Here is a 24,458-nt window from a genome sequence, read left to right on the forward strand (position 1 = left end):
CCTCGGCCGCAGGCTGCGCGGGCGCCTCGTCCCCGGCGCAGTCCGGTGCGGGCCGCTTCACCAGCCGCGCCAGATAGGCCGGGCCGCCCGCCTTCGGCCCGGTGCCCGAGAGCCCCTCGCCGCCGAAGGGCTGGCTGCCCACCACGGCGCCGATCTGGTTGCGGTTGACGTAGATGTTGCCCACCCGCAGCCGGCCCACCAGCGCCTGCACCCGGTCATCGATCCGGCTGTGCAGGCCGAAGGTCAGCCCGTAGCCCGTAGCGTCGATCTCGGCGATCACGCGGTCGATCTCGGTGGCGCGGAAGGTCGCGACATGCAGGACCGGCCCGAAGATCTCGCGGTCCATCTCGCGGATCGAGCCCACGCGGATCACCGTCGGGCCGACGAAGGTGCCGCGCGCGGGCACGGCCAGCTCCTTCAGCCCCCGCCCCTCGGCACGGGCGGCGGCGATCCAGTCGCGGATTCCCGCCTGCGCCTCGGCATCGATCACCGGGCCCAGATCGGTCGCCAGATCCCAGGGCTCGCCCGCCTGCAGCTCGTCCATCGCGCCGAAGAGCATCTCGAGCACACCCTCGGCCACATCCTCCTGCAGATAGAGGCAGCGGAGCGCCGAGCAGCGCTGGCCCGCCGACTGGAAGGCCGAGGCGAGGATGTCGCGCACCGCCTGCTCGGGCAGCGCGGTCGAATCGACGATCATCGCATTGAGCCCGCCGGTCTCGGCGATGAGCGGGGCCGCGGGATCGAGATGGGCCGCCATGCTCTGCCGGATCGCCCGCGCCGTCTCCGTCGAGCCGGTGAAGACCACGCCCCCCACCCGCGGATCGCGCGTGAGGGCCGCGCCCACCGTCCCGCCCTCGCCCGGCAAAAGCTGGAGCGCGGTGACGGGCACGCCCGCCCGGTGCAGAAGCTCGACCGCGAGGGCCGCGATCAGCGGCGTCTGTTCGGCAGGCTTGGCCAGCACCGCATTGCCCGCCATCAGCGCGGCCGCGATCTGGCCGGTGAAGATCGCGAGCGGGAAGTTCCAGGGGCTGATGCAGACCACGGTGCCCAGGGGCGGCGCGGTCAGGGCCTCGCCCTCGGACGCATAGTAGCGCAGGAAATCCACCGCCTCGCGCAGCTCGCCCACCGCATCGGGCAGCGTCTTGCCCGCCTCGCGCGCCAGAAGGGCGAAGATCGGGCCGAAGCTCGCCTCGTAAAGGTCGGCCGCACGGCGCAGCACCTCGGCCCGGTCCTCGGGGCGCGCCTCCCACGGCACGGCATGATGGAGCGCGGTCTCGACATCGGGCAGGCTCGCCGGCAGCACATTGCCCACCCGCGCCCCGGTGGCGGGATCCGTCACCTCGGTCCGCTGCCCGCCCGCGAGCGACTCGGCAAGGATCGGCCGGGCATCGAAGAGCGCCGTCCGGTGGGGGGTGCGCGCGCTCTCGATCAGCGCCAGATCCTCGGCCGAGGCGAGATCGAAGCCGCGCGAATTCCTCCGCCCCGGAAAGAGGTCGGTGCCTGCGCGCAGCACCGGGTTGCGCACGGGCTCCACGCGCTCCATCGCGGCGAGCGGGCAGGCCGCCACCGCCTCGGGGCTCACGCTCTCGTCGACGATCTGGTTCACGAAGCTCGAATTGGCCCCGTTCTCGAGCAGGCGGCGCACCAGATAGGCCAGAAGATCGCGGTGCGCGCCCACCGGCGCATAGATCCGGCAGCGCGTCTTCTCTTCGGTCAGCACGAGGTCATGCAGCCGCTCGCCCATGCCGTGCAGGCGCTGGAACTCGAACGGGCGGCCCTCGGCCAGTTCGAGGATCGCGGCCACCGTATGGGCATTGTGGGTGGCGAACTGCGGATAGATCCGGTCGGACATGGAGAAGAGCTTGCGGGCCTGCGCGATGTAGCTCACGTCCGTCGCCATCTTGCGGGTGAAGACCGGGAAGTCGGCCAGACCCAGCACCTGCGCCCGCTTCACCTCGCCGTCCCAGTAGGCGCCCTTCACGAGCCGCACCATCAGCTTGCGGTCGAGCCGGACGGCCATCCCATAAAGACGGTCCAGCACCTCGCCCGCCCGGCGGCCGTAGGCCTGCACCACCACGCCGAACCCGTCCCAGCCCGCAAGCGACGGCTCGGCCAGCGCGGCCGCGATCCCCTCGAGCGAGAGATCGAGCCGATCGGCCTCCTCGGCGTCGATGTTGAAGCCGAGGCCCGCCGCCCGCGCGAGCCCCGCCAGCGCCGTCACGCGCGGCACGAGCTCGGCCAGCACGCGGGCGCGCTTGGCCACCTCGTAGCGCGGATGCAGCGCCGAGAGCTTGACCGAGATCCCCGGATTGTCGCGGATGTCCCGGCTCTTCGCCGCCGCCGCGATGGCGGTGATGGCGCGCGAATAGGCCAGATGATAGCGCCGCGCATCGGCCTCGGTGCGGGCAGCCTCGCCCAGCATGTCATAGCTGTAGCTGTAGCCCTTGGCCTCGAGCTCGGCCGCGCGTGCCATCGCGCCCTCGATGGTCTCGCCCAGCACGAACTGGCGCCCCATCTCCTTCATGGCGCGGGCCACGGCCTTGCGGATCACCGGCTCGCCCAGCCGCCGCACGAGGCCGCGCAGATGGCCCGCCACACCCGGCTCGCGGTCGTCGAGCACCTTGCCCGTCAGCATCAGCGCCCAGGTCGAGGCGTTGACAAGGCTCGAGGCCGAGCGCCCCAGATGCCGGTTCCAGTCCGAGGGCGCGATCTTGTCCTCGATCAGCGCGTCCATCGTTTCGGCATCGGGCACCCGCAGCAGCGCCTCGGCTAGGCACATGAGCGCGATCCCCTCGTCGGTCGAAAGGCCGTATTCGGCAAGGAAGCCCTCCATCAGCCCGGGCCGGGATCCCTGGCGGATGCGGCGGACGAGATCCGCCCCGCGGGCCACGATGCGCGCGCGGGTGGGCGTGTCGAGATCGGCCTCGGCGATCAGGCGCGCCACAAGGGCCGCCTCGTCGAGAGTTTCGGAAGAGGTGGGATGGGCAGCGGCGGCGAGCATGGACGGACACTCCTGTTTCGCCTAGATTACCGTGCAATCGGAAGCCGTTCGTCCCGATTATCGTGAGGATGCAGCCTATCCGGCTGAAAATGGAGGCTCAGGCAGTCCGAATGCAACTGGAGCTCGACCGGTTCGACCATGCGATCCTGCGCGTGCTGGCCGCCGACGGCCGCGTGAGCGCCACGGAACTGGCACGGCGCATCGGGCTCACGAAATCGCCGACCCAGGCCCGGATGAAGCGGCTCGAGGCGGCGGGCGTCATCACGGGCTACGGCGCGCGCCTCGATCCGATCCGCATGGGCCTCGCCCATGTGGCCTTCGTCGAGGTGAAGCTGTCGGACACGCGCGAGAGCGCGCTTCAGGCCTTCAACCGCGCCGTGCTCGCCGTGCCCGAGGTCGAGGAATGCCACATGATCGCCAGCCGCTTCGATTATCTGCTGAAGGTCCGCACGGCCGACATCCAGGACTATCGCCGGGTGCTGGGCGAGAAGCTCTCGACCCTGCCCTTCGTCGCCTCCACCTCGACCCATGTCGCGATGGAATCGGTGAAGGAGGCGCGCGGCTGAGGGGCGCCCGCCGACCGCAGCCCCTGCCCTGCACGCGAAGCGGCCGCCACGCGAGCCGGGCGCTCGAGGGCGGCCGAGCCTCAGGCAGGACAGATCCGCCCTTCGTCGGCAGAGGGCCGCGGCGCACGCGGGTGCGATCCGCACCGACAGACGCGCGCCGATCCTCGGCAAAGGATCGCCGCGATCCCGCTCGGCGCGGGCGCCGGTGTCGAGCACCGGCGGAGGTCATGATCTGAGGAGAAGTGGCAGCCCGTAGGGGAGTCGAACCCCTCTTCCCAGGTTGAAAACCTGGTGTCCTAACCGATAGACGAACGGGCCATCCGGACGAAGCGGTGTCTAGGCGACTCGTCCGCCGGGCGCAAGAGGCAAAATCACCGGTCGATGCGCTGACCCATGAGGGCGATGGCCTGCTGGTAGACCGAGGCCGCATTCCACTCGCGGATGACCGCGAAATTGGGCTCGCCCGGCTGGTAGCCGAGGCCCGGCTGCCAGCCCTTCGCAGCGAGGAAATTCGCGGTCGAGGCCAGCGCATCGGTCAGGCCGGTCAGATCCACCCGCCCGTCGCCGTCGCCGTCCACGCCATAGGTCAGCGCGTTGCCGGGCAGGAACTGGGTGTGGCCGATCTCGCCATGTTTCGCGCCCACCGACGCGGTGCTGATCGAGCCGCGATCCACGAGCACCAGAGCCGCCAGAAGATGGGGCGTGAAGAAATCGCTGCGGCGGCAGTCATAGGCGAGCGTCGCGATGGCCGAGACCACGTTCGTGTCGCCCATGAAGTTGCCGAAGCCCGTCTCCATGCCGTGAATCGCGAGGAGCACGCCCGCGGGCACCCCGTAGCGGCGCTCCAGCGCTGCATAGAGATCGGGCGACTTGGCCTTGCGCGCGCGGCCCTGCTTCACGATCGTCTCCGACCCGCGCACCTGCATGAACTTGTCGAGGCTGTATTTGAAGCTCTTCTGGTTGCGGTCCGCCGCGATGGTGCGCGAGGAATAGGAGGTGCCCATCAGCGCCGCGATCCCGCGCTGGCCCACGCCCACCGCCGCCGCTTCCTGGGCCATCTGCGGCTTCCAGCTCTCGTAATTCGCCCCGGTATCGCTGCAGGGCGCGGCCGCCACCGGCCCCGCCAGAAGGCCGGCCACAAGGGCGAGGGAAGCGGGGCGGAGGCTGGAAATCATCTGGCAATCCCTTGTTGAAGAACGGGCTGACTGTAGGCCGGGCGTTGTGCCGCGCAAGAGGGTCGTACGCCTTTCGCACGAGAAGTTGTCGAGGCGCCTCGCCCCGTGGCGAAAGACGGGGAAAGCCCGCGCGAGGGCCTCCGGAGGGCACAGAGCCGTCCGTCCGATGCCTCGCCCAAACGGAGGCTCATCCGCGCCGGAAGGCAAAATGGTGGGTTTATTCTTGACGTTTTTATGACAACGGAGATCTTCTTTCTCCATTAAGCAAAATCATACCAAGGAACGATCTCTTGCTCGCCTCCGTTGCCGCGCTCGATCTTCACATTTCCCTGTTCGTCAACAGCGCCATGGGCAGCCTGCCGACGCTCGACCAGCTCCTGCACATCGTCGAGCGCAACAGCCTGTTCAAGGGCGTCTTCTCGATGATGCTCTTCTGGGGCCTCTGGTTCGCCGCGAGCCGCGACGTGGCCCGCATTCACGCCCGCCTGCTGGCCACGCTCGTGGTGGCCGTGCTGGCCGTGGCGGTCGGACGCACGCTCGCGATGGTCCTGCCCTACCGGCCGCGGCCGATCCACGATCCGGATCTGGGGTTCCTGCTGCACAGCGGGCTCAGCCACGAGACGCTCGACGGCTGGAGCTCGATGCCGAGCGACCATGCCGTGCTCTACTTCGCGCTGGCGACGGGGATCTTCCTTGCCCACCGGGCGGTGGGCGCGGTGGCGCTCCTCCATGCGGTCTTCATCATCTGCCTGCCGCGGATCTACTTCGGCCTGCATTATACCGGGGACATCGTGGCGGGGGCGATCATCGGCATCGCCATGGCCCTGGTGCTGGTGCCTGTCCTCGCCCGGCAGTTCCAGCGGCTCGACCTGCCCGGCTATGCGGCGAGCCACGGCGGGCTCTTCTATCCGGCGGTCTTCTTCGTCACCTGGCAGGTGGCGCTGATGTTCGGCCCGGTGCGCGACCTGCTGCGCGACCTCGCCGCAGCCCTCGTCTGACGAGGCGCGGCAGGGGCCCGCGCCGATCCGCCGTCGCCTCCGGGGGGCCTGTCCGATCTGGCCCCTTTCCGCAGCCGCACCGGGCGCGCTAGGCTCCGGCCCGGATCACGGGGAGAGACGGATGGAGCGGACGGCAGCAGGGCAGCCCCTCGCGCAGGGGCGGCACGGGGCGAGGGCCGCTTTCGCGGCAGGGCAGCGGCACGGGCGGACGCCCGGCGCGGGGCGGGCGGCATGAGCGGGTTCCTTCAGGGCCTCTTCAGCCTCTCGGGCCGGCGCGCCATGGTCACGGGCGCAAGCCGCGGGCTCGGGCAGGCCATCGCTCTGGGCCTCGCCGAGGCGGGGGCCGATCTCGTGCTGACCGCCCGCTCGGCAGGCGCGCTCGAGGAGACGGCGGACCGCATCCGGGCGCTGGGGCGCGAGGCGCTCTGCCTCGCGCTCGACCAGTCAGACCCTGCGTCGGTCGCAGCCCCGATGGAGGCCGCGGGACGGATCGACATCCTCTTGAACAATGCAGGCACCGAGGAGGTCTGCCCGTCCGAGGCGGTCACGCCCGAGCTTTGGGACCGGATCCTCGACACGAACCTCCGCGGCGCCTTCTTCGTCACGCAAGGGGCGGCGCGCGGGATGCTCGCCCGCGGACAGGGGTCGATCGTCAATCTCTGCTCGCTCACCTCCTTCGTGGGGGTGCCCACAGCCGTGCCCTACGGCTCGTCGAAGAGCGGGCTTCTGGGCATGACGCGGGCGCTTGCGGCCGAATGGGCCCCGCGCGGGGTGCGGGTCAATGCCATCGCGCCCGGCTATTTCCGCACCGCCCTGACCGAGGTTTTCTATCAGAATGAGGATTGGGCGCAGGCGATGCGCGCCAGGATCCCGCAGGGCCGCTTCGGGCAGGGCCGCGATCTGGTGGGCGCTGCCGTCTTTCTGGCCTCGGATGCCTCGGCTTACGTCACCGGCCAGTGTCTCGGCGTCGATGGCGGCTATCTCGCCTCGATCTGAGAGTCTGGCCCTTGCCGCCCGGGGCAAAACGGGTGCAAGTAGCACCTGACCCCCGAAAAGCCGGAGAAATCGCCCCATGACCCCCCTGCCCCGCCCCGACCGAGCGCCCGAACCGGGGCAGCCCGCGGTGCTGGTGCGGGATGTGGACATGGATTTCGGCAGCGGCCCGCTCGCCGTGGCGGGCGCGAGCTTCGCCCTGGCCCGCGGGCGCTTCCTCACCATCCTCGGCCCCTCGGGCTCGGGCAAGACCACGCTCCTGCGGATCATCGCGGGCTTTCAGCAGCCCACCCGCGGCGAGATCCGTATCGGCGGACAGGCGGTCACCGCCACCGCCCCGCACCGCCGCTCGATCGGCATGGTGTTCCAGAAGCTCGCGCTCTTCCCGCACATGACGGCGGCCGAGAATGTGGCCTTCCCGCTGAAGATGCGCCGCCACGATCCGGCGACGATCCCCGGCAAGGTCGAGCGCTACCTCGATCTCGTGCGGCTGGGCGGGCTCGGGGGACGGCGCATCCACGAGCTGTCGGGGGGCCAGCAGCAGCGCGTGGCCATCGCCCGCGCGCTGGTGTTCGAGCCCGAGCTTCTGCTGCTCGACGAGCCGCTGGCCGCCCTCGACCGCAAGCTGCGCGAGGAGATGCAGCTGGAATTCCGCCGCATCCAGAAGGAGCTGGGCGTCACCACGATCAACGTGACCCACGACCAGCGCGAGGCGCTGGTCGTGTCCGACGAGATCATCGTGATGGATCACGGCCGCATCCAGCAACATGCGCGCCCGGTCGAGATGTATCGCCTGCCCGCCAATCCGTTCGTGGCGGGATTCGTCGGCGTCTCGACCTTCCTCGAGGGGCGGCGGACAGCCACCGGCCTCGACGCGGGGGGGGCGGCCTGCGCGGGCACGCCCGTGGGCGCGATCCCCGAAGGCGCGCCCGTGCAGGGCGCGATCCGGGCCGAGCAGATCCGCATCGAGGCCGACCCGGCCCGGCTTGCCGGCTGCGACACGATCCTGCCGGGGATCGTGCGCGACACGATCTTCGAGGGCGAACGGCTCCTCTATCTCGTCGAGGCCCCCGCGCTCGGCCTCGCGCTGCAGGTCTATCACCACGACCCCGAGGAATTCGCGCTGTTCGACGCCGGAGCGGAGGTGAGCCTCGGCTGGAATGCGCGCGATCTGCTGATCTTCAACCGGCAGGATGGCCGGGACGGACGATGACCCCAACAAGGAGAGGACCATGATCCACAGACTTACGCGCCGCGGACTGCTCCGCGGCACCGCCGCGGCGGGCTCGGCCGCCCTCCTCGGCTCGGTCGCGGGCACCCGGCTCTGGGCGCAGGAGCCCGAGAAGCCCGCCGAGCTCATCGTCCGCGCCTGGGGCGGAAGCTGGGTCGAGGCGCTGAAGGCGGGCGTGTCGGATCCCTTCACCAAGGCCACCGGCATCGCCGTGCGCCACGACCTGACCGAGGACAACGAGATCCAGCCGAAGGTCTGGGCCGCCGCGGCGCAGGGCCGCGTGCCGCCGATCCACATCAACTGGGACACGACGACCAACGCCACCAAGTCGGCGCTGCGCGGCGTGACCGAGGATCTGTCGGGCCTGCCGAACCTCGCCGCCACCACGGATCTCGCCAAGCCCGTGGGCCTCGACGGCTATCCGATCGTGAACACCTACGGCTATGTCTATGTGCTGGCCTATCGTCCCGAGGTCTTCCCGGACGGGCCGCCGAAATCCTGGGACGTGCTGCTCGAACCGCGCTTCAAGGGCCGGATCGCGCTCTACAACGACGGGATCGGCTTCCACTTCCCCGCGCAGGTCGCAGGCGGCGGCAGCCTCGAGGATATTCCGGGCAACATGCAGCCCGCCTGGGACTTCATCGCCAAGGTCAAGGAGCAGCAGCCGCTCCTCGGCGAGGACCCGGACTTCACCGCCTGGTTCCAGAACGGCGAGATCGATCTGGCCTGCACCATCTCGACCAACGCGCGCGAGGCCAAGAAGAACGGCGTGGATATCGCCTGGACCGTGCCCGAGGAGGGCTGCAAGTTCGACACCGACGGGCTCTGGATCCCGAAGGGCCTGCCCGAGAACGAGCTTTACTGGGCCAAGCAATACATCAACTTCGCCATCACGCCCGAGGCACAGCAGGTCTGGCTCGACGGGCTCGGCCTGCCGGGCGTGGTGCCGGGCCTGACGCCGCCCGCCGATCTTGCAAACGACCCCTCCTATCCGACCAAGCCCGAGGATTTCGAACATCTGATCCGGATCTCGGCGCAGGTGCAGGTCGAGAACGAGAGCGACTGGTTCGCGAAGTTCAAGGAGATCATGCAGGGCTGAGGCGCGCCCCACGGGTTGCCGGCTGTCAACACGGCCGCCGGCAACCAGACAAGGTGGGGCCCGCAAAAGACGGACAAACCGGCCGGAACCGTCCCACCAGTCCTCGGACCCGGTCCAGCCTCGGGCCGAGCCCGCACCGGTCGCCGTCCCGGACCTTGCCCGCGCTCCATCCGTCCCTTCGACGCGCCTCTCCCCTTCCCGGCTCTGCCGCCGCCCGATCCGTCCGCCTCCTCCCGGCTCCGCCGCCCGCCCGATCCGCCTTTGATCCGTCCGCCGCCACACGAGACCGCCATGTCCTCCTTCCGCTATCCGCTCCGCTGGCGCCTGATGGATGCGCTCGAACGGGCGGCCGACCTGCTCTGGCCCGAGAGGCTCTCGCGCTTCACCGGCTGGCTGATGATCGCTCCCGCGCTTCTGCTCGTGGGGCTTCTGGTGCTGGGGCTGGCCGAGATGGCCGACGGGTCGCTGCGCACGCTCGACCGGGCCACCTTCCTGCCGTCCGAGGAGCTGAGCCTCGCCAATTACGAGACCGCGCTCGGCTCGGCCACCTACTGGCGCGTCTTCGGCCGCTCGATCCTCGGCGCCACGCTCGCCACCGCGCTCACGCTCGCGCTGGCCTTTCCCTATGCCTATGCGCTGGTGCGGGTGCCGGGGGCGGTCACGCGCAAGGCGCTGCTCGTGGTGCTGTTTTTGCCCTTCTTCATCGGGCAGGTGGTGCGCGCCTACGGCTGGCTCATCATCCTCGGCAACGGCGGCATGGTGAACGAGGCGCTGGGGCTCGTGGGCATCGCGCCGCAGCGGCTTCTCTTCAACTTTCCCGCCGTGGTCTTCGGGCTCGTGCAATATCTGCTGCCCTTCGCGGTCCTGATGCTCGCGCCTGCGCTGACCGCGATCCCCGCCGAGACCGAGACGGCGGCGCGGTCGCTCGGCGCCTCGTGGGTGCGGACGATCTGGCATGTGGTGCTGCCCATGGCCCGTCCGGGGCTGATCGGGGCGGGGCTCGTGACCATGACGCTCGCCCTCACCGACTTCGCCACGCCCGCGATGCTGGGCGGCGGCTCGCAGGATTTCATCGCCAATGCGATCTACGACCAGTTCTTCCGCACGGCCGATCAGGGTCTGGGCTCGGCGCTGGCACTGATGCTGGTGGCGGCAGGATCGGCCATCGTGGCGCTGGTGCTGGGTCTCTTCGGCGCGGGCACGCTCGCCATGGGGGCACGCAGATGACCACGGCCGGCCAGCGCCTCGCGATCTGGAGCCTCGTCTGGATCTCGATCCTGATTCTCTCCGCCCCGACCGTCGTCGTCCTCGGCGCCTCGGTCACCTCGGGCAACATGATCGCCTTTCCGCCCGAGGGCTTCTCGCTCAAATGGTATCAGAAGATCGCGATGGCCCGCGACCTGCGGCAGGCCTTCGGCCGCTCGCTCGTGGTGGCCACGGTCTGCACGCTGGTGGCGCTGCCCGTGGGCACGCTGGCGGGGATCGCCCTCTCGCGCTACCGCCTGCGCTTCGCCAATGCGCTGCAGGTCTATCTGCTTCTGCCCTTCACCGTGCCGCTGATCGGCTCGGGCATCGGCCTCATGCTCGTCTTCGGCGAATGGCGGGGGCTGGGCAGCCTCTGGCCCGTGGGCGTGGCCTGCGCGGTCATCAACCTGCCCTTCCTCGTCTGGTCGGTCTCGTCGAGCGCCACGCTGCTGGATCCCGACCTCGAACATGCGGCGGCCAACTGCGGCGCGGGCCGGGTGCAGACCTTCCTGCATGTCACGCTACCCGCCGTCATGCCCGGCGTCATCACCGGCTCGCTTCTGATGTTCATCCTCGCGATGAACGAATTCCTCGTGAGCCTGCTCCTGACCGACGCCCGCACCGTCACGCTGCCGGTGCAGATCTACAATTCGATCCGCTCGATCATCACCCCCGATCTCGCCGCCGTCTCGGTCGTCTTCATCGTGATCGCGGGCGCCGCGATCGCGGCGCTCGACCGGCTGGTGGGGCTCGAGATCTTCCTGAAATCCAAGTGAGGTAACCCCATGGTCCAGGTCAATTTCCAGGTTCTCGCCGAGCTCGACGCCGCGGGGCGCGCGGCGCTGCTGCGCCGGTCCGAGACGGACCTGTCGATGTTCCTCGAGAAGGTGGGCCCGATCCTCGAGGCGGTGCGCACCGAGGGCGACGCGGCGCTCGTCCGCTTCGGGCGCGAGCTCGACCGGGCCGAGGGGCTGACGCGCGAGGGGCTGAAGGTGACCGAGGCCGAGTTCGACGAGGCCTTCGGGCTGGTCGAGCCCGAGATCGTCGAGGCGATCCGCTTCGCCATCGGCAACATCCGCACCTTCCACGAGGAGCAGGCCCCCGAGCCCATGTGGCTGAAGGAGCTGCGCCCCGGCGCCTTCGCGGGCGACCGGTTCACGCCGATCCGGTCGGTGGCGCTCTATGTGCCGCGCGGCAAGGGCTCGTTCCCGTCGGTGACCATGATGACCTCGGTGCCGGCGGTGGTGGCAAAGGTGCCGCAGATCGCGATCTTCACGCCGCCTGCGCCGGACGGCAGGGTGGATGCGGCGACGCTGGTCGCGGCGCGCCTTGCCGGCGTCGAGACCGTCTACAAGGTGGGCGGCGCGCAGGCGGTGGCGGCCGCGGCCTATGGCACCGAAACGGTGGTGCCCGCGCTGAAGATCGTGGGCCCCGGCAGCCCCTGGGTGGTGGCGGCCAAGCGGCTTCTGGCGGGCGTGATCGATCCGGGCCTTCCCGCAGGCCCGTCGGAATCGATCATCCTCGCCGACGAGACGGTGCATGGCGGTCTTGCCGCGCTCGACCTGCTGATCGAGGCCGAGCACGGCCCCGACAGCTCGGCCTGGCTCGTGACCCACTCGCGGCAGGTGGCCGAGGAGGCGCTGGCGGCGCTCCCGGGCCACTGGGCCGCGATGACGCCGCAGCGGGTCGAGTTCTCGCAGGCCGTGCTCTGCGGGCGGGCGGGCGGCATCGTGCTGACCGCCTCGGCCGAAGAGAGCCACGCCTTCGTCAACGATTATGCGCCCGAGCATCTGCAGATCCTGTCCGAGAAGCCCTTCGAGCATCTGGGGCGGATCACCGAGGCCGCCGAGGTGCTGATGGGGCCGCATACGCCCATCACCATCGCGAACTTCTGCCTCGGGCCGAATGCGGTGCTGCCCACCTCGCGGGGGGCGCGCACCTGGGGGCCGCTCTCGGTCCACGATTTCCTGCGCCGCAGCTCGGTGGGCTATGTCACGGCTCCCGCCTATCCCGAACTGGCGGAGGTTGCGAAGCGGCTGGCGGAATACGAGGGCTTCTCGTCCCACGCCAACGCCGTGGGCCCGATGCGCGACGCCTATCTGAAGCGCTGAGATGACCTCGCGCACCGCCCAGATCCGCGCCACCGCCCGCACCGACCGGCGGGCGGCCGAGGACATGCTCGCCCGGCTGATCCACGACCTCTTCGGGATCGCGGTGCGCGACCTCGCGATCAACCTCGACCGCTATTCGCTGAACTCTCTTAACGGCTTCTTCGAGAGCGACGAGGGCCCCTGCTTCTTCAAGTTCCATCAGGAGGAGGGCGAGGAGGCGATGCGCGGCGAATATTATCGCGCGGATCTCTTGGCCGAGGCGGGCCTGCCGGTGGACCGGCCGATCCGGGTCTCGTCGCTGCCGGGCGAGCAGATCCTGATCTATCGCCGCCGCGCGGATCCGCGATTCTCGGACCTGCTGCGCGGGCTCGATCTGGCGCCCGACGCCGCGGCCATGGCGCGGGCGCTGGCCGCCGAGGGGGCGCTGAACGACCGGCTCCTCGCCGTGGCGCAGGAGAGTCTGCATCCGATCACACCCGCCCAGTCGCAGGCCGAACCCATCCACCGGCTCTTTCACGAGCGGCTGGTCGAGCCCGGCAGCCGGGCCTACCCGGGCGGGCGGCTCGCGGGCTTCTATGTGGGCAAGCCCTTCGAGCTGCCCGGCCTGACGCTGCCGTGGGAGATGCTGGCGCACGCGCCTCTGGTGATCGACGGGTTGGCCTACGACCGGACGCTCGCCCAGCTCTTCGATGCGGCCCATGCGCGGCTTGCGCCCGAGCGGCTGGCCGATGCCGGCGGGATCACCGCCCATGGCGACGCGCACAATGCCAATGTCTGGTATGAGCGCGGGCCCGAGGCGGACCGCCTCGTCTTCTTCGATCCGGCCTTCGCGGGCAGCCATGTGCCCTCGCTGCTGGCCGAGGTGAAATCCACCTTCCACAATATCCTCGCCCATCCGCTCTGGCTCTACGATCCCGAGGAGGTGGCGCCGCGCTGGCAGGTCACGGCACGGCTCGAGGAGGGCGCGCTGCATCTGGACAGCGACTGGCAGCCCGGCGCGCTGCGCGAGGGGCTTCTCGCGGTGAAGGCCCGGCGGTTCTGGCGCCCGTGGCTCGCCCATCTGGCGGCGAAGGGCCTGCTGCCACCCGACTGGGAAGAGGTGGTGCGGCTCGCGCTCTTCCTCTGCCCGACGCTGGTCATGAGCCTGCGCGCGGGGCCGGGCGCCGGCCCCCACACGCCCGCCTCCTCGGCGCTGGGGCTGATGGCCGCCGTCCGCGCGGGCGCGCGGCCCGTTGTCGGCGAGGATCGGCTGGTGCGCTTCTTCGACGCAGTCCGCCCGACGGGCGATCCGGTGCAGGATTGAGAGGACGGGACCCGGACGCTGCGTCGCAGAACTGAGGGGCGGCGGTCACAAAACCGTGTCCTCGCCATGTCATAGGGCGGTCAGCCGGTCCCGGTGCCGGTTGCCGCCCGTGCCATCAGTCGAAGGACGCGCCCATGGACATGCCCCTCCTGCCGCCGCCGCGCCGTCACCGCAGCCTGTTTCTGTCCGACCTCCACCTCGGCTCGCGCGGCTGCCGCGCCGACCGGATCCTCGCCTTCCTGCGCGAGCATACCGCCCCGGACATCTACCTCGTGGGCGATATCCTCGACCTCTGGCACCCGCCCTTCCCGCACTGGACGCCGAACCACGACGCGATCCTCGCGCTGCTGCTCGGCCGGGTGCAGCAGGGCACGCGCATCCACTATCTGACCGGCAACCACGACGCGGCCATGCGGGTCTATCTCGGCGAGCATTTCCAGCGCATCACGGTGGCCGAGGAGACGGTCCACGAGGCGGCCGACGGACGGCGCTATCTCGTCACCCATGGCGATGCCTGCGATCCGCGCATCCTGCGCTTCCACGTCATGACGCGGATCGGCAGCCGGCTCGACTGGATGCTGCGCAACCTCGACGGGCGGCTGAAGCGGATGCGCCGCGCCGCCGACCCGGAACGGCGCAGCCTGATCGAGGCGCTGCTGAAGGGCGTCGATGCGGCGCTGGCCTTCGGCACCGCCTATGAGGAGCGTCTCGTGGCCCGCGCCCGGCGCGCCGGCTGCGACGGGGTGATCTGCGGCCATTTCCACAAGCCCGCGCTGCACGAGGCCCACGGGCTCGTCTATGCCAACTGCGGCGACTGGGTCGACAGTTTCACCGCGCTGGCCGAGGATGCGACGGGCCAGCTCACGCTCCTGCAGGGCAGCCCGCTGCCCGAGCCCGCCTCCGGCTTCGCCCCCGCCTTCCCCCTTCCTGCCGAGGCATGATGTCGCTCTCCGCCGCAGCCCTTTCGCTCCTCGCCCTCCACCTTGCGGCCGCGGGTCTGGCCGCGGCGCAGGGCCGCCGCCGCCCCACCCCGCCCGCCACGCGCCCCTTCGTCTGCCTGCTGCGGCCCGTCTGCGGGCAGGACCGGTTCGACCGCGAGACGCTGGGCTCGAGCTTCGGCCTCGACTGGCCCGACTACGAGATCGTCTTCTGTGCCGCGCGCGAGGAGGATGCCGCCGTGCCGCTGGTGCGCGAGCTGATCCGGCTCCATCCCGGCGCGCGGGCGCGGCTGATGATCGGCGAAGAGCGGATCACGGCCAATCCCAAGCTCAACAATCTGGCGAAGGGCTGGGCCGGCACGCGCGCGCGGATGATCGCCATCGCGGATGCCAACCTGTTGCTGCCGCGCGACTATCTGGAGCAGCTCGCGTCAGAATGGCGGCCGGGGGTGGCGCTTGTGTCCTCGCCGCCCGCGGGCGGGCGCGCCGAGGGGCTCTGGGGCGCGCTGGAGGCGGGCTTCCTGAACGGGCTGCAGGGCCGCTGGCAGCTTGCGGCGGCGCGGCTCGGTCTCGGCTTCGCGCAGGGCAAGACCATGTATCTCGACCGGGCGCTTCTCGACCGTCAGGGCGGGCTTGCGGCGCTCGGGGCGGAGCTTGCCGAGGATGTGGCGGCGACGCGGCTCGTCCGGGCGGCGGGCGGAACGGTGCGGCTCGTGCCGCGGCCCTTCACCCAGCCCATCGGACGGCGGCGGCTGCGCGATGTCTGGGCGCGGCAGCTGCGCTGGTCGCGCATCCGGCGGCAGGGCTTCCCCGCCCTCTTCGCGCTCGAGCCGCTGCTCTCGCCCGTGCTGCCGCTTCTGATGCTCGCCCCGACGGCGCCGCTCCTGATCCCGCTCTTCCTCGCGCTCTGGTATGGCGGCGAGGCGCTCCTCTGCCGCGCGATGGGCTGGCCCGCGGGGCGGCGCGATCTCGCGGCCTGGGTGCTGCGCGATCTGATGCTGCCGGTGCTCTGGGCCGCGACCTTCGCGCGGCAGGGATTCGAGTGGCGCGGCACCGCCATGGCGCCCGCCCCGGACCGGCCCGCGACATGATCGAGCCCGGCACGGCGCTCTCGCTCATCGCGGCGCACGGCATCGCGCTGGTGGCTCCGCTGGCGCTGGTGGAGGGGCCCATCGTCACCATCATCGCGGCCTGGCTCGCGCAACGCGACCTTCTGGACCTCCGGGCAGTGGTGGCCGTCGTGGTGCTGGCCGATCTCGTGGGGGATGCGCTGGTCTATGCCGCGGGCCGCATGGGCGGCGACCGGGTGGCGCGGCTCCTGCGTCTCCGCCCCGCGCGGGTCGAGGCGCTGGCGCTGCGTCTGCGGCAGAATGCGGGACGGCTTCTGATCGGGGCGAAGCTCACCCATGCGGCAGGGGCTGCGGTGCTGTTCGCGGCCGGCGCGGCGCGGGTGCCCTTCGGCTGGTTCATGCTCTGCAATACGGCCGCCACCCTGCCGAAAAGCCTCGCCTTCGTGGCGCTCGGCTGGTGGGCGGGCGAGAGCTACGACCGGATCGGCGCCTGGATCCTGCCGGTCTCGATCGCGCTGATCCTGACGGCGGGGACGGCGCTGCTCCTCGCCCGGAGGCGCTGCCCGTGAGCCTTCCCCGCGTGGCCTGCCTGATCCCGGCCTATAACGAGGCCGCGCGCATCGAGGGGGTGCTCTCGGTCGTGCTGGGCCACCCCGCCATCGACCGGGTGCTGGTGGTGGACGACGGCTCGACCGACGGCACGGCTGCGGTGGCACAAGCGGCGGGGGCCGAGGTGCTGGCGCTGCCGCGGAACGGAGGCAAGACCGCCGCCGTCGCCGCCGGGATCGCGGCGCTCGAGGCGCGCTGGATCCTGATGCTCGACAGCGACCTTCAGGGCCTCGACCGCTCGGCGGTCAGCGCGCTGCTGGCGCCGGTTCTGCGCGGCGAGGCCGAGGTGGCGATCAGCCTGCGGGGCAATGCGCCCCTCGTCTGGCGGCTGATCGGGCTCGACTATATCTCGGGCGAGCGCGTGCTGCCGCGGGCGCAGATCGCCCGGCAGGGGCCGGCGCTGGCGGCCCTCCCCCGCTTCGGGATCGAGGTCTTCCTCAACCGTCTCTGGATCGCGGAGGGCTGCCGCGTGGCCGTGGTGCGCTGGCCCGCGGTGGCAAGCCCGTCCAAGGCCCGCAAGCACGGCCTCTGGCGCGGGATCCGGGCCGATCTCGGCATGATGGCCGACATCTTCCGCACCATCCCCGCGCCCGAGGCCCTGCGCCAGATCCGGGCGCTCCGCCGACAGTCCCGCGGCGCCCTCCCGCAGCCCCGCCGCCAGCCGGGCTGAGACTGCCCCCGGCGCGCAGGCTGGCGCGCGCCTCAGTCGGCCAGCGCGATGGTCACGCGGCGGTTCTGGCGGCCCTTCTTCTCGATCTTGCCGAGGAGGACGCGGCCGATCTCGCCGGTGCGCGCCACATGCGTCCCGCCGCAGGGCTGGAGATCCACCTGCTCCGCCCCCTGCCCGATCCGCACGAGGCGCACACGGCCCTGACCGGTCGGCGGCATCACCGACATGGTCTTGACGATGGAGGGATCGGCCAGAAGCTCCTCGTCGGTGATCCAGTCCTCGGTCACGGCCAGATCGCGGGCGATGAGCGCATTCAGCTCCGCCTCGAGCGCCGCGGGATCTGCCGGGGGCTCGGGCATGTCGAAATCGAGCCGGCCGCGCTCGGCGCCGATCTGGCCGCCGGTGACGGGCAGCGGGATCACGACCGACAGGAGATGCAGCGCCGTATGCACCCGCATGTGCCGGTGCCGCCGCTCCCAGTCGAGGCTCTGGCGCAGGGACGCGCCTTCCGGCGGCAGCGGACCGGCCTCGGCCGGAACGAGGGCGATGCGCCCTCCGTCGGCCTTGACCGCGGTGGCCACGTCGATCCGCCCGCCTTCCCAGTCGAGAAAGCCGCTGTCGCCGGGCTGGCCGCCGCCCGTGGCATAGAAGATCGAGCGGTCGACGAGGATGCCGCCCTCGGGGGTGTGGCCCAGCACGCGGGCCTCGGCCTCGCGCAGGTAGGGGTCGGTGCGGAAAAGCGGTTCGGTCATCAGCGCGGGCTCCCGGTTCCTTCGGAGGCACCGTCGGCGTCGGGATCCCCGTCGCCGTCCGCGTCCTCCACTTCCTCGGTCTGGCGGTGCAGGTCCACCGCATGGGTGCCTTTCGGCACATTGTCCTTCTGCGGCTTCTGCTGCGGCTCCACCACCAGAAGCGCCGCCATCTCTTCCTCGGTCAAGCCGTTCTCCACCTCGGGCTCCGGCGCGGGCCAGATGTCGCGCGGCATATGGGTCAGGCCGAGACCTTCCTCGGCGAAGCGTTTCGCGATCATGTGGTTGATGTCCGAGCGCACCGACAGAGAGAAGTTCACGTCGCGCAGGATCACCCGGATCTCGAAGCTCAGGAATTCCTGCGTGAAGCCCATGAAGACGATGGAGGGCGGCGGGTTGAGGATCGCCAGCGGCTGCGCCTCGGCGATCTCGCGCAGCACGCGCTCGACATGGCGGGTGTCGCTGCCATAGGCCACGCCCACCGGCACGATCAGCCGGCCGGTCATGTTGTAGCGCGTCCAGTTCGTCACCTGCCCGGCGACGAGATCCTGGTTCGGCACGATCACGTCGGTGCGGTCGAAGGTCTGGATCCGGGTCGAGCGGACCGAGATCGACTTCACCGTGCCCTGCACGCCGCCCACCTCGATCCAGTCGCCCTCCGAGACCGGGCGCTCGATCAGCAGGATGATGCCCGAGACGAAGTTGCCGACGATGTTCTGGAGGCCGAAACCGATGCCGACCGAGAGGGCACCGGCGACGATGGCGAGGTTCGACAGGTCAAGGCCCGCCGAATTGACCGCGACGAGGGCCGCGAGAATGATCCCGAGATAGCCCACGCCCGAGACGACGGCATTGCGCCCGCCCTGATCGAGCCGGGTCTTGGGCAGGATCTGGCTTTTCAGCGCGCCCTGCAGAAGGCGCGTGATGCCGTAGCCGATCGAGAAGACGATGGCGAGCAGAAGGAAGCTCGTGGGCGAGATCCGGGTCGAGCCCACCTGATAGCCCTCCCGGAAGCGGGCCCAGATCTCGGTGAGGTCCGCCACCCGCGCGCCCCAGACGAGCGCCAGCAGGGGCACCAGGGCGAGCGCGAGCAGGAAGCCGATCAGCACCGGCAGAAGCGCGTCGCGCCCGCCGTCCTCGTTGCGGGTGGCGAGGCCGTAGAGATCGACCACCAGCGTCTGGAGGACGAAGAGCACGCCGATCAGCCCGAGGGTCAGGCCCGCCGGATAGACCAGCGCCGTCGCCGCGGCGATGTAGCCGGGCAGCGCCAGCAGCGGCGCAATCACGCCGATGGCGATGGTGCCGCGGCCCAGAAGGTCGATCACGCTGTTGCGGAAGCTCGAGGGTTCGTCGTCGCTCAGATCGTTGCGCACGCTGGCGAGCATGAGCTGGCCGATGCGGAACAGGAGAAGCCCCGCCACCACGATGAACGGGAAGGCCATGACCGATGTCGCGGCCTCGCCCACCCGCGCGGGCGGCAGCGCCACGGTGCGCAGCGCGTCGAGCGCCATCACGACGCCGAACATCGCGGTGTGGAACCGGCCCTCGCGCCGCCGGTCCTCGGAGAGGTTCAGCGGCGAGGTCTGCAGGTCGTTCTTGGGAAAGCCCCGCCCCGCCAGCCAGCCGGCCGCGTAGAGGATGAGGCTGACCGCGGGCAGCACCTCGACGACCAGCGTCGTGCGCGGCCCGGCCATCGCCGAGAGCTTGATCGCATGGCTCACGGCCATCACGCCCGCCACCGGCGCCACGATCTGGCCCAGCGAGACGAGCAGCGAGCCCACCTTGCGGCCCCGCGCGGACGCCTGATCCTGAAGCGTCTGGGTCAGCCGCTCCATCAGCGCCCGGCCCCGGGCGATCAGCAGAAGGCCCACCGCCAGAAGGCCGAGGATCGCGGGAAGGTTGTCGCGCGCGGTGGCACGGGCCCGCTCCGAGGCGAGCCGGGTGGCGCCCTCGTTCCACAGATCGACGGCGAGGGTGCTCACCTCGCCGGCCGCCGCCGGCCAGTTGGCCGGATTGAGCGGCATGGGCCAGATGCGCAGCAGCTCCTGCGTCTGGCGCTCGCGCACCACGCGGTCGATCTCGCGGATCAGCCCGTCGGCGCGCTGATAGGCTTCCTCGGCCGAGACGACCGGAGCGCGCAGCTCGGCCAGCTGCTCGGTCAGTTCCTTGCGCCGCTGCGCGATGTCGTCGGGTTCGGTCGCGCCCTCGGCGGGTGCGGGGCCCAGCGCGTCGATCTGACCCCGGACCGAGGCGATGCGGCTGGCATTGATGCCCTGCGCCCGCAGGAACGTGTCGCGCCATTCGACCAGATAGCCGCGCATCGCCTCGTAGGCGACGCTGTCGGTCTCGCGGTCGGCGATCTCGCGCTCGGCGCGGGTCGCCGTCTTCTCCCACTGCTTGTAATCGGGCGGGGCGAGCTCGTCGGCCGAGGCCGCGGGCCCGAGGATGCCCTGCGCCAGCGCCGGGGCGGGGGCGAAGGAGTGCAGCGCAGCACAGGCCAGACAGGCCCAGACCAACCAGAGCCGCATCAGACGCAAGGCCTTCATGGGTCAGAGATCCTCGAACACCGCAGGGATCGCCGGGGGCGCCTCGTCGAGCCATTGCGGCACGGGCAGCCCCTTGTCGCGCAGGAACTGCGGATTGAAGAGTTTGGACTGGTAGCGGTTGCCGTAGTCGCAGAGCACGGTCACGATCCGGTGGCCCGGCCCCATCTCGCGCGCCATGCGGATCGCGCCGGCGATGTTCACGCCCGACGAGCCGCCGAGGCAGAGACCCTCTTCCTGCATCAGGTCGAAGATGATCGGCAGCGCCTCGGCATCGGGGATGCGGTAGCTGAAGTCGGGGGTCAGCCCCTCGAGGTTCGCGGTGATCCGGCCCTGCCCGATGCCTTCGGTGATCGAGCTGCCGGGCGCCTCGAAGGTGCCTTCGGTGTAGAAGCTGTGGAGCGCCGCGCCCTCGGGATCGGCGAGGCCGATCTTCACGCCCTTGGGCTGCAGCGCCATGGCCACGCCCGCGAGCGTGCCGCCCGAGCCCACGGCGCAGATGAAGCCGTCGACCTTGCCGTCGGTCTGCTCCCAGATCTCGGGGCCGGTGGTCTCGACATGGGCCTGACGGTTCGCGGTATTGTCGAACTGGTTGGCCCAGATCGCGCCGCGCTCCTCGGTGCGGGCCAGCGCCTCGGCGAGGCGGCCCGAATAGCGGACGTAGTTGTTCGGATTGCGGTAGGGCGCCGCCGGAACCTGAACGAGATGCGCGCCCGCAAGGCGCAGCATGTCCTTCTTCTCCTGGCTCTGGGTCTCGGGGATGACGATGACCGTGCGGAAGCCCATCGAGGCGCCCACCAGCGACAGGCCGATCCCGGTGTTGCCGGCCGTCCCCTCGACGATGGTGCCGCCGGGCTGCAGGAGCCCCTTCGCCACCGCATCGCGGATGATGTAGAGCGCGGCGCGGTCCTTGACCGACTGGCCCGGATTCAGGAATTCGCATTTCCCGAGGATCTCGCAGCCCGTGAGCTCCGACGCCTTGCGGAGGCGGATGAGGGGGGTGTTGCCGATCGCGTCGGCAAGGTCACGATGGATGCGCATGGGGGCCGTCCTTTCTGAGGCTCCCTGTGTAGGAGGCAGGTCCGGCGAACTCAAGCGCCGCCGCCATCACGCTTGCCGGCGTTCAGCGGCTTTCAGCCCGGTCAGGGGAGCAGGGCGGCAGGCCACGGCGCACCTGCCGGCCCGGCCCGCACGATGCAAAGCCCTCTTAGTCGGGGAGCCGAGACCGAGCCCGCGACGCACGTCCGACCGGCTCGCCGGGGGCAAGCCGCTCCGGAGGACGTCCTCGCCCTCGGGGCGGCCTCGCAGGGCAGCCGATGGCCGAGACCTTGCGGTGGTGCCGTCAGGCGGCAGGGCGGCCGCGATGCCGGCGGGGGCGGCTCGTCACGCGCCCCGCAGGCGCGGGCGCTCGCGGTCGAGCCAGAAGGCGGTGAGCAGAAGCGGCCCGTTGCAGATCTCGCCCGAGCGGATCAGCGCCATCATCTCGTCGAAGGACATGAGGTGGCCGCGGATGTCCTCGCCCTCGCCCTCCATGCCGAAGATGCCCTCGATCCCCTCGTCCAGTTCGGCCAGCGCGACATAGGAATAGAGATATTCCGCCTTGGCCGCCGGGGTCGGATAGTAGGAGGCCACCGGCAGGAGCGCGCCGAGGTCGAGCCCCGCCTCCTCCACCGCCTCGCGGCGGGCCGCGGCCTCGGGCGTTTCCCCGGGATCGACCCGGCCCGCGATGGGCTCGAGAAGCCAGGGCTGGGCATCGCCGCGGCCGAGGGGCCCGGGGCGGAACTGCTCGATCAGCAGCACCCGGTCGCGCACGGGATCGTAGGGCACCACCGTCACCGCATCGCCCGAGATGAAGACGGCGCGGTTGAGCGTGGGGCTCATGCCGCCGCCGAAGCTGCGGAACGACAGGTCATATTCCTCGACCGCGAAGAAATTGGCATAGGGCTGGGTGCGCCGCACGATGCGGACGTCGCCGGGCTGCGCCGCGTGGCGCCGCCGGGCCGGTCCCGGATCGGCCGCGGCCCGCACCCGGCTCGCGCCCTGCACCAGCATCAGCCGGTAGCGCCGCGCGATCCGCTCGGCCGGCACCTCCGGCCAGAAGGCCATCACATCGCCCGCCGTGGCGGCGACGATAGGCCCCCAGAGCGCGCCCCATGCCGCCTCGTCCCACGGCTCGAGCCCCTCGGGCGGGGCGAAGAAGACAAGCGCCGGCGCGCCCTCCACCGCAAGGGTCCGGGCCTCGTGGCCGGTCGCGGTCTGGTAGTGCAGGAGCCGCGCCCCCGCCTCGGCATCGAGCTCCATCACGAGGCCCGCCACCGAGGCGCCGGGCGCGGGCAGGGGCGAGACCGTGGCCCCCGCCGCCCCGAGGGCATGATCGAGGAGCCGCGCGGGCGCCCCGTCCGGGGCAGAGCCCAGCACCAGCTGCCGCAGGCCGTCCGAGGCCAGCGGCCCGCAGAGAAAGACACGTTTCATTTCCACCGCCGCCCGGCCCATTCCGTCAGACTGCCCGCGATCATCCCGCCCAGCGCGAGCGTGCCCACGATCTCGGGCCTGGCCAGAAGCTGCGCCTGATCCAGCATCAGCGCGAACACCCCGAGCAGCGCCTCGATCGGCCCGTCATAGAGCATCCGCATCGCGCGCAGCACCATGATGTAGAGGGAATAGCCGAGAAGAGCGAGAAAGACCCCCGTCACCACCGTCCGCACGCCCGTCCCGAGCGCCGGCCAGTAGCCCCGGCCGGCCCGCGCGCCCGAGATCGCCCAGCCGCAGAGAAGCCCCGCCAGCGCGCCCCAGGAGCCGAAGAGGGCGGTGGGCGTTCCCTCGGGCACTTCTCCGGCGAAGAGCCGCCCCCCCAGATAGCCCAGGGCCGCGAAGGCCAGGGCGGCGACGAGTTTGGCGGCGGTCGGCATTCCTGTCCTGCCCGAGGGGGCCGTCTTACGCGGCCCGCGTTACGGTGATCTGCGTCACGTCGCAGTTTCCGCCCTCGAACGAGCCGGCGCAAGAGGTGAGATAGAAGTTCCACATGCGGCGGAACCTCTCGTCGAAGCCCAGAGCCGCCACGCGGTCCCAGCGGTCGTTGAAGGTCTCGTGCCAGCGGCGCAGCGTCATGGAATAGCTCTCGCCGAACTCGAGCGACTCGGTCACATGCAGCCCCGCCTTCGCGATCTCGACCCGGAGCGCGGTGGGCGAGGGCAGCATCCCGCCGGGGAAGATGTATTTCTGGATGAAGTCCACCCCGCGCCGGTAGACCTCCCACCGTTTGTCCTGCACGGTGATGATCTGCAGCGTGGCCCTGCGCCCGGGCTTCAGCCGCTCGCGCAGGGTCTGGAAATAGACGGGCCAGTATTTCTCGCCCACCGCCTCGAACATCTCGATCGAGGCGATCCCGTCGAAGCTGCCCCGCTCGTCGCGGTAGTCCTGAAGCCGGATCTCGACCCGGTCCGACAGGCCCGCCCGCGCGATCCGCTCGACCGCGTAATCGTGCTGCGCCTGGCTGATGGTGAGGCCCGTCACCCGGAGCCCCCGCTCGCGCGCCGCATATTCGGCAAAGCCTCCCCAGCCGCAGCCGATCTCCAGCACATGCTCGCCCGGCTTCGCGCCGATCCGGTCGACCATGCTGGCATATTTGGCCCGCTGCGCCTCCTCGAGGCTCTCCTGCCCGGTGCGGAAGAGCGCCGAGGAATAGGTCATGCTCTCGTCGAGCCAGAGGGAATAGAAGTCGTTGCCGAGATCGTAGTGGGCCGCGATGTTGCGGCGGGCCTGGCGCTTCGAATTGCCGCGCAGCCAGTGGCGCAGGTTCTCGTAGGCGCGCAGCAGCCCCTGCCCGGGAAAGCCGTCGTAGACATCGTCATTGTCGGCATGGATCAGATCCATGAAGGCCTGCAGGTCCGGCGTCGACCAGCCGCCATCGAGATAGGCCTCGCAGAAGCCGAGGTCGCCCTCGCGGATCAGGCGGGCAAAGAGGTCCGCGTCATGGATGTCGAGCTCGGCCACCGGCCCCGGGCCCTGCCCCTCCACCCGGAAGCGCCGCCCGTCGTCGAGCACGAAGTCGAGCCGCCCGTGGCGCAGTCCCTGCATCACGTCGAGCACCTGCGAGAAGTAGCGCGGCAGATCCTGCTGCCCGCGCGTGCTGGTCAGAGCCGTCATTCCTGTCCTTC

Annotated in this window: 21 protein-coding genes and 1 tRNA gene; 13 read left to right on the plus strand and 9 right to left on the minus strand. The window is 70.8% G+C overall.

The genetic code is table 11. The features are described from left to right. The coding region (putA, locus tag A9O63_RS16660) for a bifunctional proline dehydrogenase/L-glutamate gamma-semialdehyde dehydrogenase PutA (protein ID WP_069332937.1) at positions 1-3,001 on the minus strand (3,001 nt) is incomplete at its 3' end. Between the two features lie 110 nt (positions 3,002-3,111). Between putA and A9O63_RS16665 the strand changes: the two genes are divergently transcribed. After that, a complete protein-coding gene (locus A9O63_RS16665; RefSeq protein WP_002719317.1) occupies positions 3,112-3,567 on the plus strand; it encodes an Lrp/AsnC family transcriptional regulator in 456 nt (151 codons plus the stop codon). Between the two features lie 243 nt (positions 3,568-3,810). On the opposite strand, the gene A9O63_RS16670 is transcribed toward A9O63_RS16665, so the two are convergent. Continuing rightward, positions 3,811-3,885 (minus strand) — tRNA-Glu (locus A9O63_RS16670). Between the two features lie 53 nt (positions 3,886-3,938). Further along, positions 3,939-4,742, minus strand: a complete 804-nt coding sequence (locus A9O63_RS16675; protein WP_069332938.1) for a lytic murein transglycosylase — start codon at positions 4,740-4,742, stop codon at positions 3,939-3,941. A 290-nt stretch (positions 4,743-5,032) separates the two neighbouring features. On the opposite strand from A9O63_RS16675, the gene A9O63_RS16680 reads away from it, so the two are divergent. The 12 genes from A9O63_RS16680 to A9O63_RS16735 all read left to right on the plus strand — a co-directional run bounded on the left by A9O63_RS16680 (position 5,033) and on the right by A9O63_RS16735 (position 17,009). Then, positions 5,033-5,740, plus strand: a complete 708-nt coding sequence (locus tag A9O63_RS16680; protein WP_069332939.1) for a phosphatase PAP2 family protein — start codon at positions 5,033-5,035, stop codon at positions 5,738-5,740. A gap of 231 nt (positions 5,741-5,971) precedes the next feature. Then, positions 5,972-6,736: an SDR family NAD(P)-dependent oxidoreductase gene (locus tag A9O63_RS16685; RefSeq protein WP_069332940.1), complete on the plus strand. Its 765-nt coding sequence runs from the start codon at positions 5,972-5,974 to the stop codon at positions 6,734-6,736. Between the two features lie 76 nt (positions 6,737-6,812). Then, entirely contained in the window at positions 6,813-7,946 is a 1,134-nt protein-coding gene (locus A9O63_RS16690) for an ABC transporter ATP-binding protein (protein ID WP_069332941.1), read from the plus strand. Positions 7,947-7,965: 19 nt separating this feature from the next. Further along, entirely contained in the window at positions 7,966-9,063 is a 1,098-nt protein-coding gene (locus tag A9O63_RS16695; protein ID WP_069332942.1) for an ABC transporter substrate-binding protein, read from the plus strand. A 291-nt stretch (positions 9,064-9,354) separates the two neighbouring features. Continuing rightward, the gene (locus A9O63_RS16700; RefSeq protein ID WP_069332943.1) at positions 9,355-10,290 is read left to right on the plus strand and encodes an ABC transporter permease; all 936 of its coding nucleotides are present in this window, start codon (positions 9,355-9,357) and stop codon (positions 10,288-10,290) included. Continuing rightward, a complete protein-coding gene (locus A9O63_RS16705; RefSeq protein WP_069332944.1) occupies positions 10,287-11,084 on the plus strand; it encodes an ABC transporter permease in 798 nt (265 codons plus the stop codon). The genes A9O63_RS16700 and A9O63_RS16705 overlap by 4 nt, the downstream gene beginning before the upstream one ends. Before the next feature lie 9 nt (positions 11,085-11,093). Beyond that, entirely contained in the window at positions 11,094-12,419 is a 1,326-nt protein-coding gene (gene hisD, locus A9O63_RS16710; RefSeq protein ID WP_069332945.1) for a histidinol dehydrogenase, read from the plus strand. 1 nt (position 12,420) lies between these two features. Then, complete coding sequence (locus tag A9O63_RS16715; RefSeq protein ID WP_069332946.1) at positions 12,421-13,722, plus strand: hypothetical protein; 1,302 nt, start codon at positions 12,421-12,423, stop codon at positions 13,720-13,722. A gap of 134 nt (positions 13,723-13,856) precedes the next feature. Then, the gene (locus A9O63_RS16720) at positions 13,857-14,663 is read left to right on the plus strand and encodes a UDP-2,3-diacylglucosamine diphosphatase (RefSeq protein ID WP_069332947.1); all 807 of its coding nucleotides are present in this window, start codon (positions 13,857-13,859) and stop codon (positions 14,661-14,663) included. Beyond that, positions 14,663-15,751 carry a glycosyltransferase gene (locus A9O63_RS16725; protein WP_069332948.1) on the plus strand — a complete coding sequence of 363 codons (1,089 nt, stop codon included), beginning with the start codon at positions 14,663-14,665 and terminating at the stop codon, positions 15,749-15,751. Before A9O63_RS16720 ends, A9O63_RS16725 begins: the two co-directional genes overlap by 1 nt. Next, positions 15,748-16,299: a VTT domain-containing protein gene (locus A9O63_RS16730; RefSeq protein ID WP_069332962.1), complete on the plus strand. Its 552-nt coding sequence runs from the start codon at positions 15,748-15,750 to the stop codon at positions 16,297-16,299. Before A9O63_RS16725 ends, A9O63_RS16730 begins: the two co-directional genes overlap by 4 nt. After that, the gene (locus A9O63_RS16735) at positions 16,296-17,009 is read left to right on the plus strand and encodes a glycosyltransferase family 2 protein (protein WP_069332949.1); all 714 of its coding nucleotides are present in this window, start codon (positions 16,296-16,298) and stop codon (positions 17,007-17,009) included. Before A9O63_RS16730 ends, A9O63_RS16735 begins: the two co-directional genes overlap by 4 nt. Positions 17,010-17,041: 32 nt before the next feature. Here A9O63_RS16735 and A9O63_RS16740 read toward each other — a convergent pair whose 3' ends face one another. The 6 genes from A9O63_RS16740 to A9O63_RS16765 all read right to left on the minus strand — a co-directional run bounded on the left by A9O63_RS16740 (position 17,042) and on the right by A9O63_RS16765 (position 24,447). Beyond that, entirely contained in the window at positions 17,042-17,761 is a 720-nt protein-coding gene (locus A9O63_RS16740) for an alanyl-tRNA editing protein (RefSeq protein WP_069332950.1), read from the minus strand. Then, on the minus strand, positions 17,761-20,304 hold the full coding sequence (locus A9O63_RS16745; RefSeq protein WP_069332951.1) for a DUF3772 domain-containing protein: 2,544 nt from the start codon (positions 20,302-20,304) through the stop codon (positions 17,761-17,763). Before A9O63_RS16745 ends, A9O63_RS16740 begins: the two co-directional genes overlap by 1 nt. Before the next feature lie 3 nt (positions 20,305-20,307). After that, the gene (locus A9O63_RS16750) at positions 20,308-21,342 is read right to left on the minus strand and encodes a cysteine synthase A (RefSeq protein WP_069332952.1); all 1,035 of its coding nucleotides are present in this window, start codon (positions 21,340-21,342) and stop codon (positions 20,308-20,310) included. A gap of 342 nt (positions 21,343-21,684) precedes the next feature. Further along, positions 21,685-22,773, minus strand: coding sequence for a tellurite resistance ADP-ribose pyrophosphatase TrgB (trgB, locus tag A9O63_RS16755; RefSeq protein WP_069332963.1), 1,089 nt, complete (start codon positions 22,771-22,773; stop codon positions 21,685-21,687). Next, positions 22,770-23,210, minus strand: a complete 441-nt coding sequence (trgA, locus tag A9O63_RS16760; protein WP_069332953.1) for a tellurite resistance protein TrgA — start codon at positions 23,208-23,210, stop codon at positions 22,770-22,772. Before trgA ends, trgB begins: the two co-directional genes overlap by 4 nt. A gap of 25 nt (positions 23,211-23,235) precedes the next feature. After that, positions 23,236-24,447, minus strand: coding sequence for an SAM-dependent methyltransferase (locus A9O63_RS16765; protein ID WP_069332954.1), 1,212 nt, complete (start codon positions 24,445-24,447; stop codon positions 23,236-23,238). Positions 24,448-24,458: the final 11 nt, after the last annotated feature.

This window comes from Cereibacter johrii (assembly GCF_001720585.1).
GTDB lineage: Bacteria > Pseudomonadota > Alphaproteobacteria > Rhodobacterales > Rhodobacteraceae > Cereibacter_A > Cereibacter_A johrii.

Coding starts and splice junctions, on each gene's coding strand:
- A9O63_RS16665 (WP_002719317.1), top strand. CDS start 3,112: ATGCAACTGGAGCTCGACCGGTTCGACCATGCGATCCTGCGCGTGCTG.
- A9O63_RS16675 (WP_069332938.1), bottom strand. CDS start 4,742: ATGATTTCCAGCCTCCGCCCCGCTTCCCTCGCCCTTGTGGCCGGCCTT.
- A9O63_RS16685 (WP_069332940.1), top strand. CDS start 5,972: ATGAGCGGGTTCCTTCAGGGCCTCTTCAGCCTCTCGGGCCGGCGCGCC.
- A9O63_RS16690 (WP_069332941.1), top strand. CDS start 6,813: ATGACCCCCCTGCCCCGCCCCGACCGAGCGCCCGAACCGGGGCAGCCC.
- A9O63_RS16695 (WP_069332942.1), top strand. CDS start 7,966: ATGATCCACAGACTTACGCGCCGCGGACTGCTCCGCGGCACCGCCGCG.
- A9O63_RS16700 (WP_069332943.1), top strand. CDS start 9,355: ATGTCCTCCTTCCGCTATCCGCTCCGCTGGCGCCTGATGGATGCGCTC.
- A9O63_RS16705 (WP_069332944.1), top strand. CDS start 10,287: ATGACCACGGCCGGCCAGCGCCTCGCGATCTGGAGCCTCGTCTGGATC.
- hisD (WP_069332945.1), top strand. CDS start 11,094: ATGGTCCAGGTCAATTTCCAGGTTCTCGCCGAGCTCGACGCCGCGGGG.
- A9O63_RS16715 (WP_069332946.1), top strand. CDS start 12,421: ATGACCTCGCGCACCGCCCAGATCCGCGCCACCGCCCGCACCGACCGG.
- A9O63_RS16720 (WP_069332947.1), top strand. CDS start 13,857: ATGGACATGCCCCTCCTGCCGCCGCCGCGCCGTCACCGCAGCCTGTTT.
- A9O63_RS16725 (WP_069332948.1), top strand. CDS start 14,663: ATGTCGCTCTCCGCCGCAGCCCTTTCGCTCCTCGCCCTCCACCTTGCG.
- A9O63_RS16730 (WP_069332962.1), top strand. CDS start 15,748: ATGATCGAGCCCGGCACGGCGCTCTCGCTCATCGCGGCGCACGGCATC.
- A9O63_RS16740 (WP_069332950.1), bottom strand. CDS start 17,761: ATGACCGAACCGCTTTTCCGCACCGACCCCTACCTGCGCGAGGCCGAG.
- A9O63_RS16745 (WP_069332951.1), bottom strand. CDS start 20,304: ATGAAGGCCTTGCGTCTGATGCGGCTCTGGTTGGTCTGGGCCTGTCTG.
- A9O63_RS16750 (WP_069332952.1), bottom strand. CDS start 21,342: ATGCGCATCCATCGTGACCTTGCCGACGCGATCGGCAACACCCCCCTC.
- trgB (WP_069332963.1), bottom strand. CDS start 22,773: ATGAAACGTGTCTTTCTCTGCGGGCCGCTGGCCTCGGACGGCCTGCGG.
- trgA (WP_069332953.1), bottom strand. CDS start 23,210: ATGCCGACCGCCGCCAAACTCGTCGCCGCCCTGGCCTTCGCGGCCCTG.
- A9O63_RS16765 (WP_069332954.1), bottom strand. CDS start 24,447: ATGACGGCTCTGACCAGCACGCGCGGGCAGCAGGATCTGCCGCGCTAC.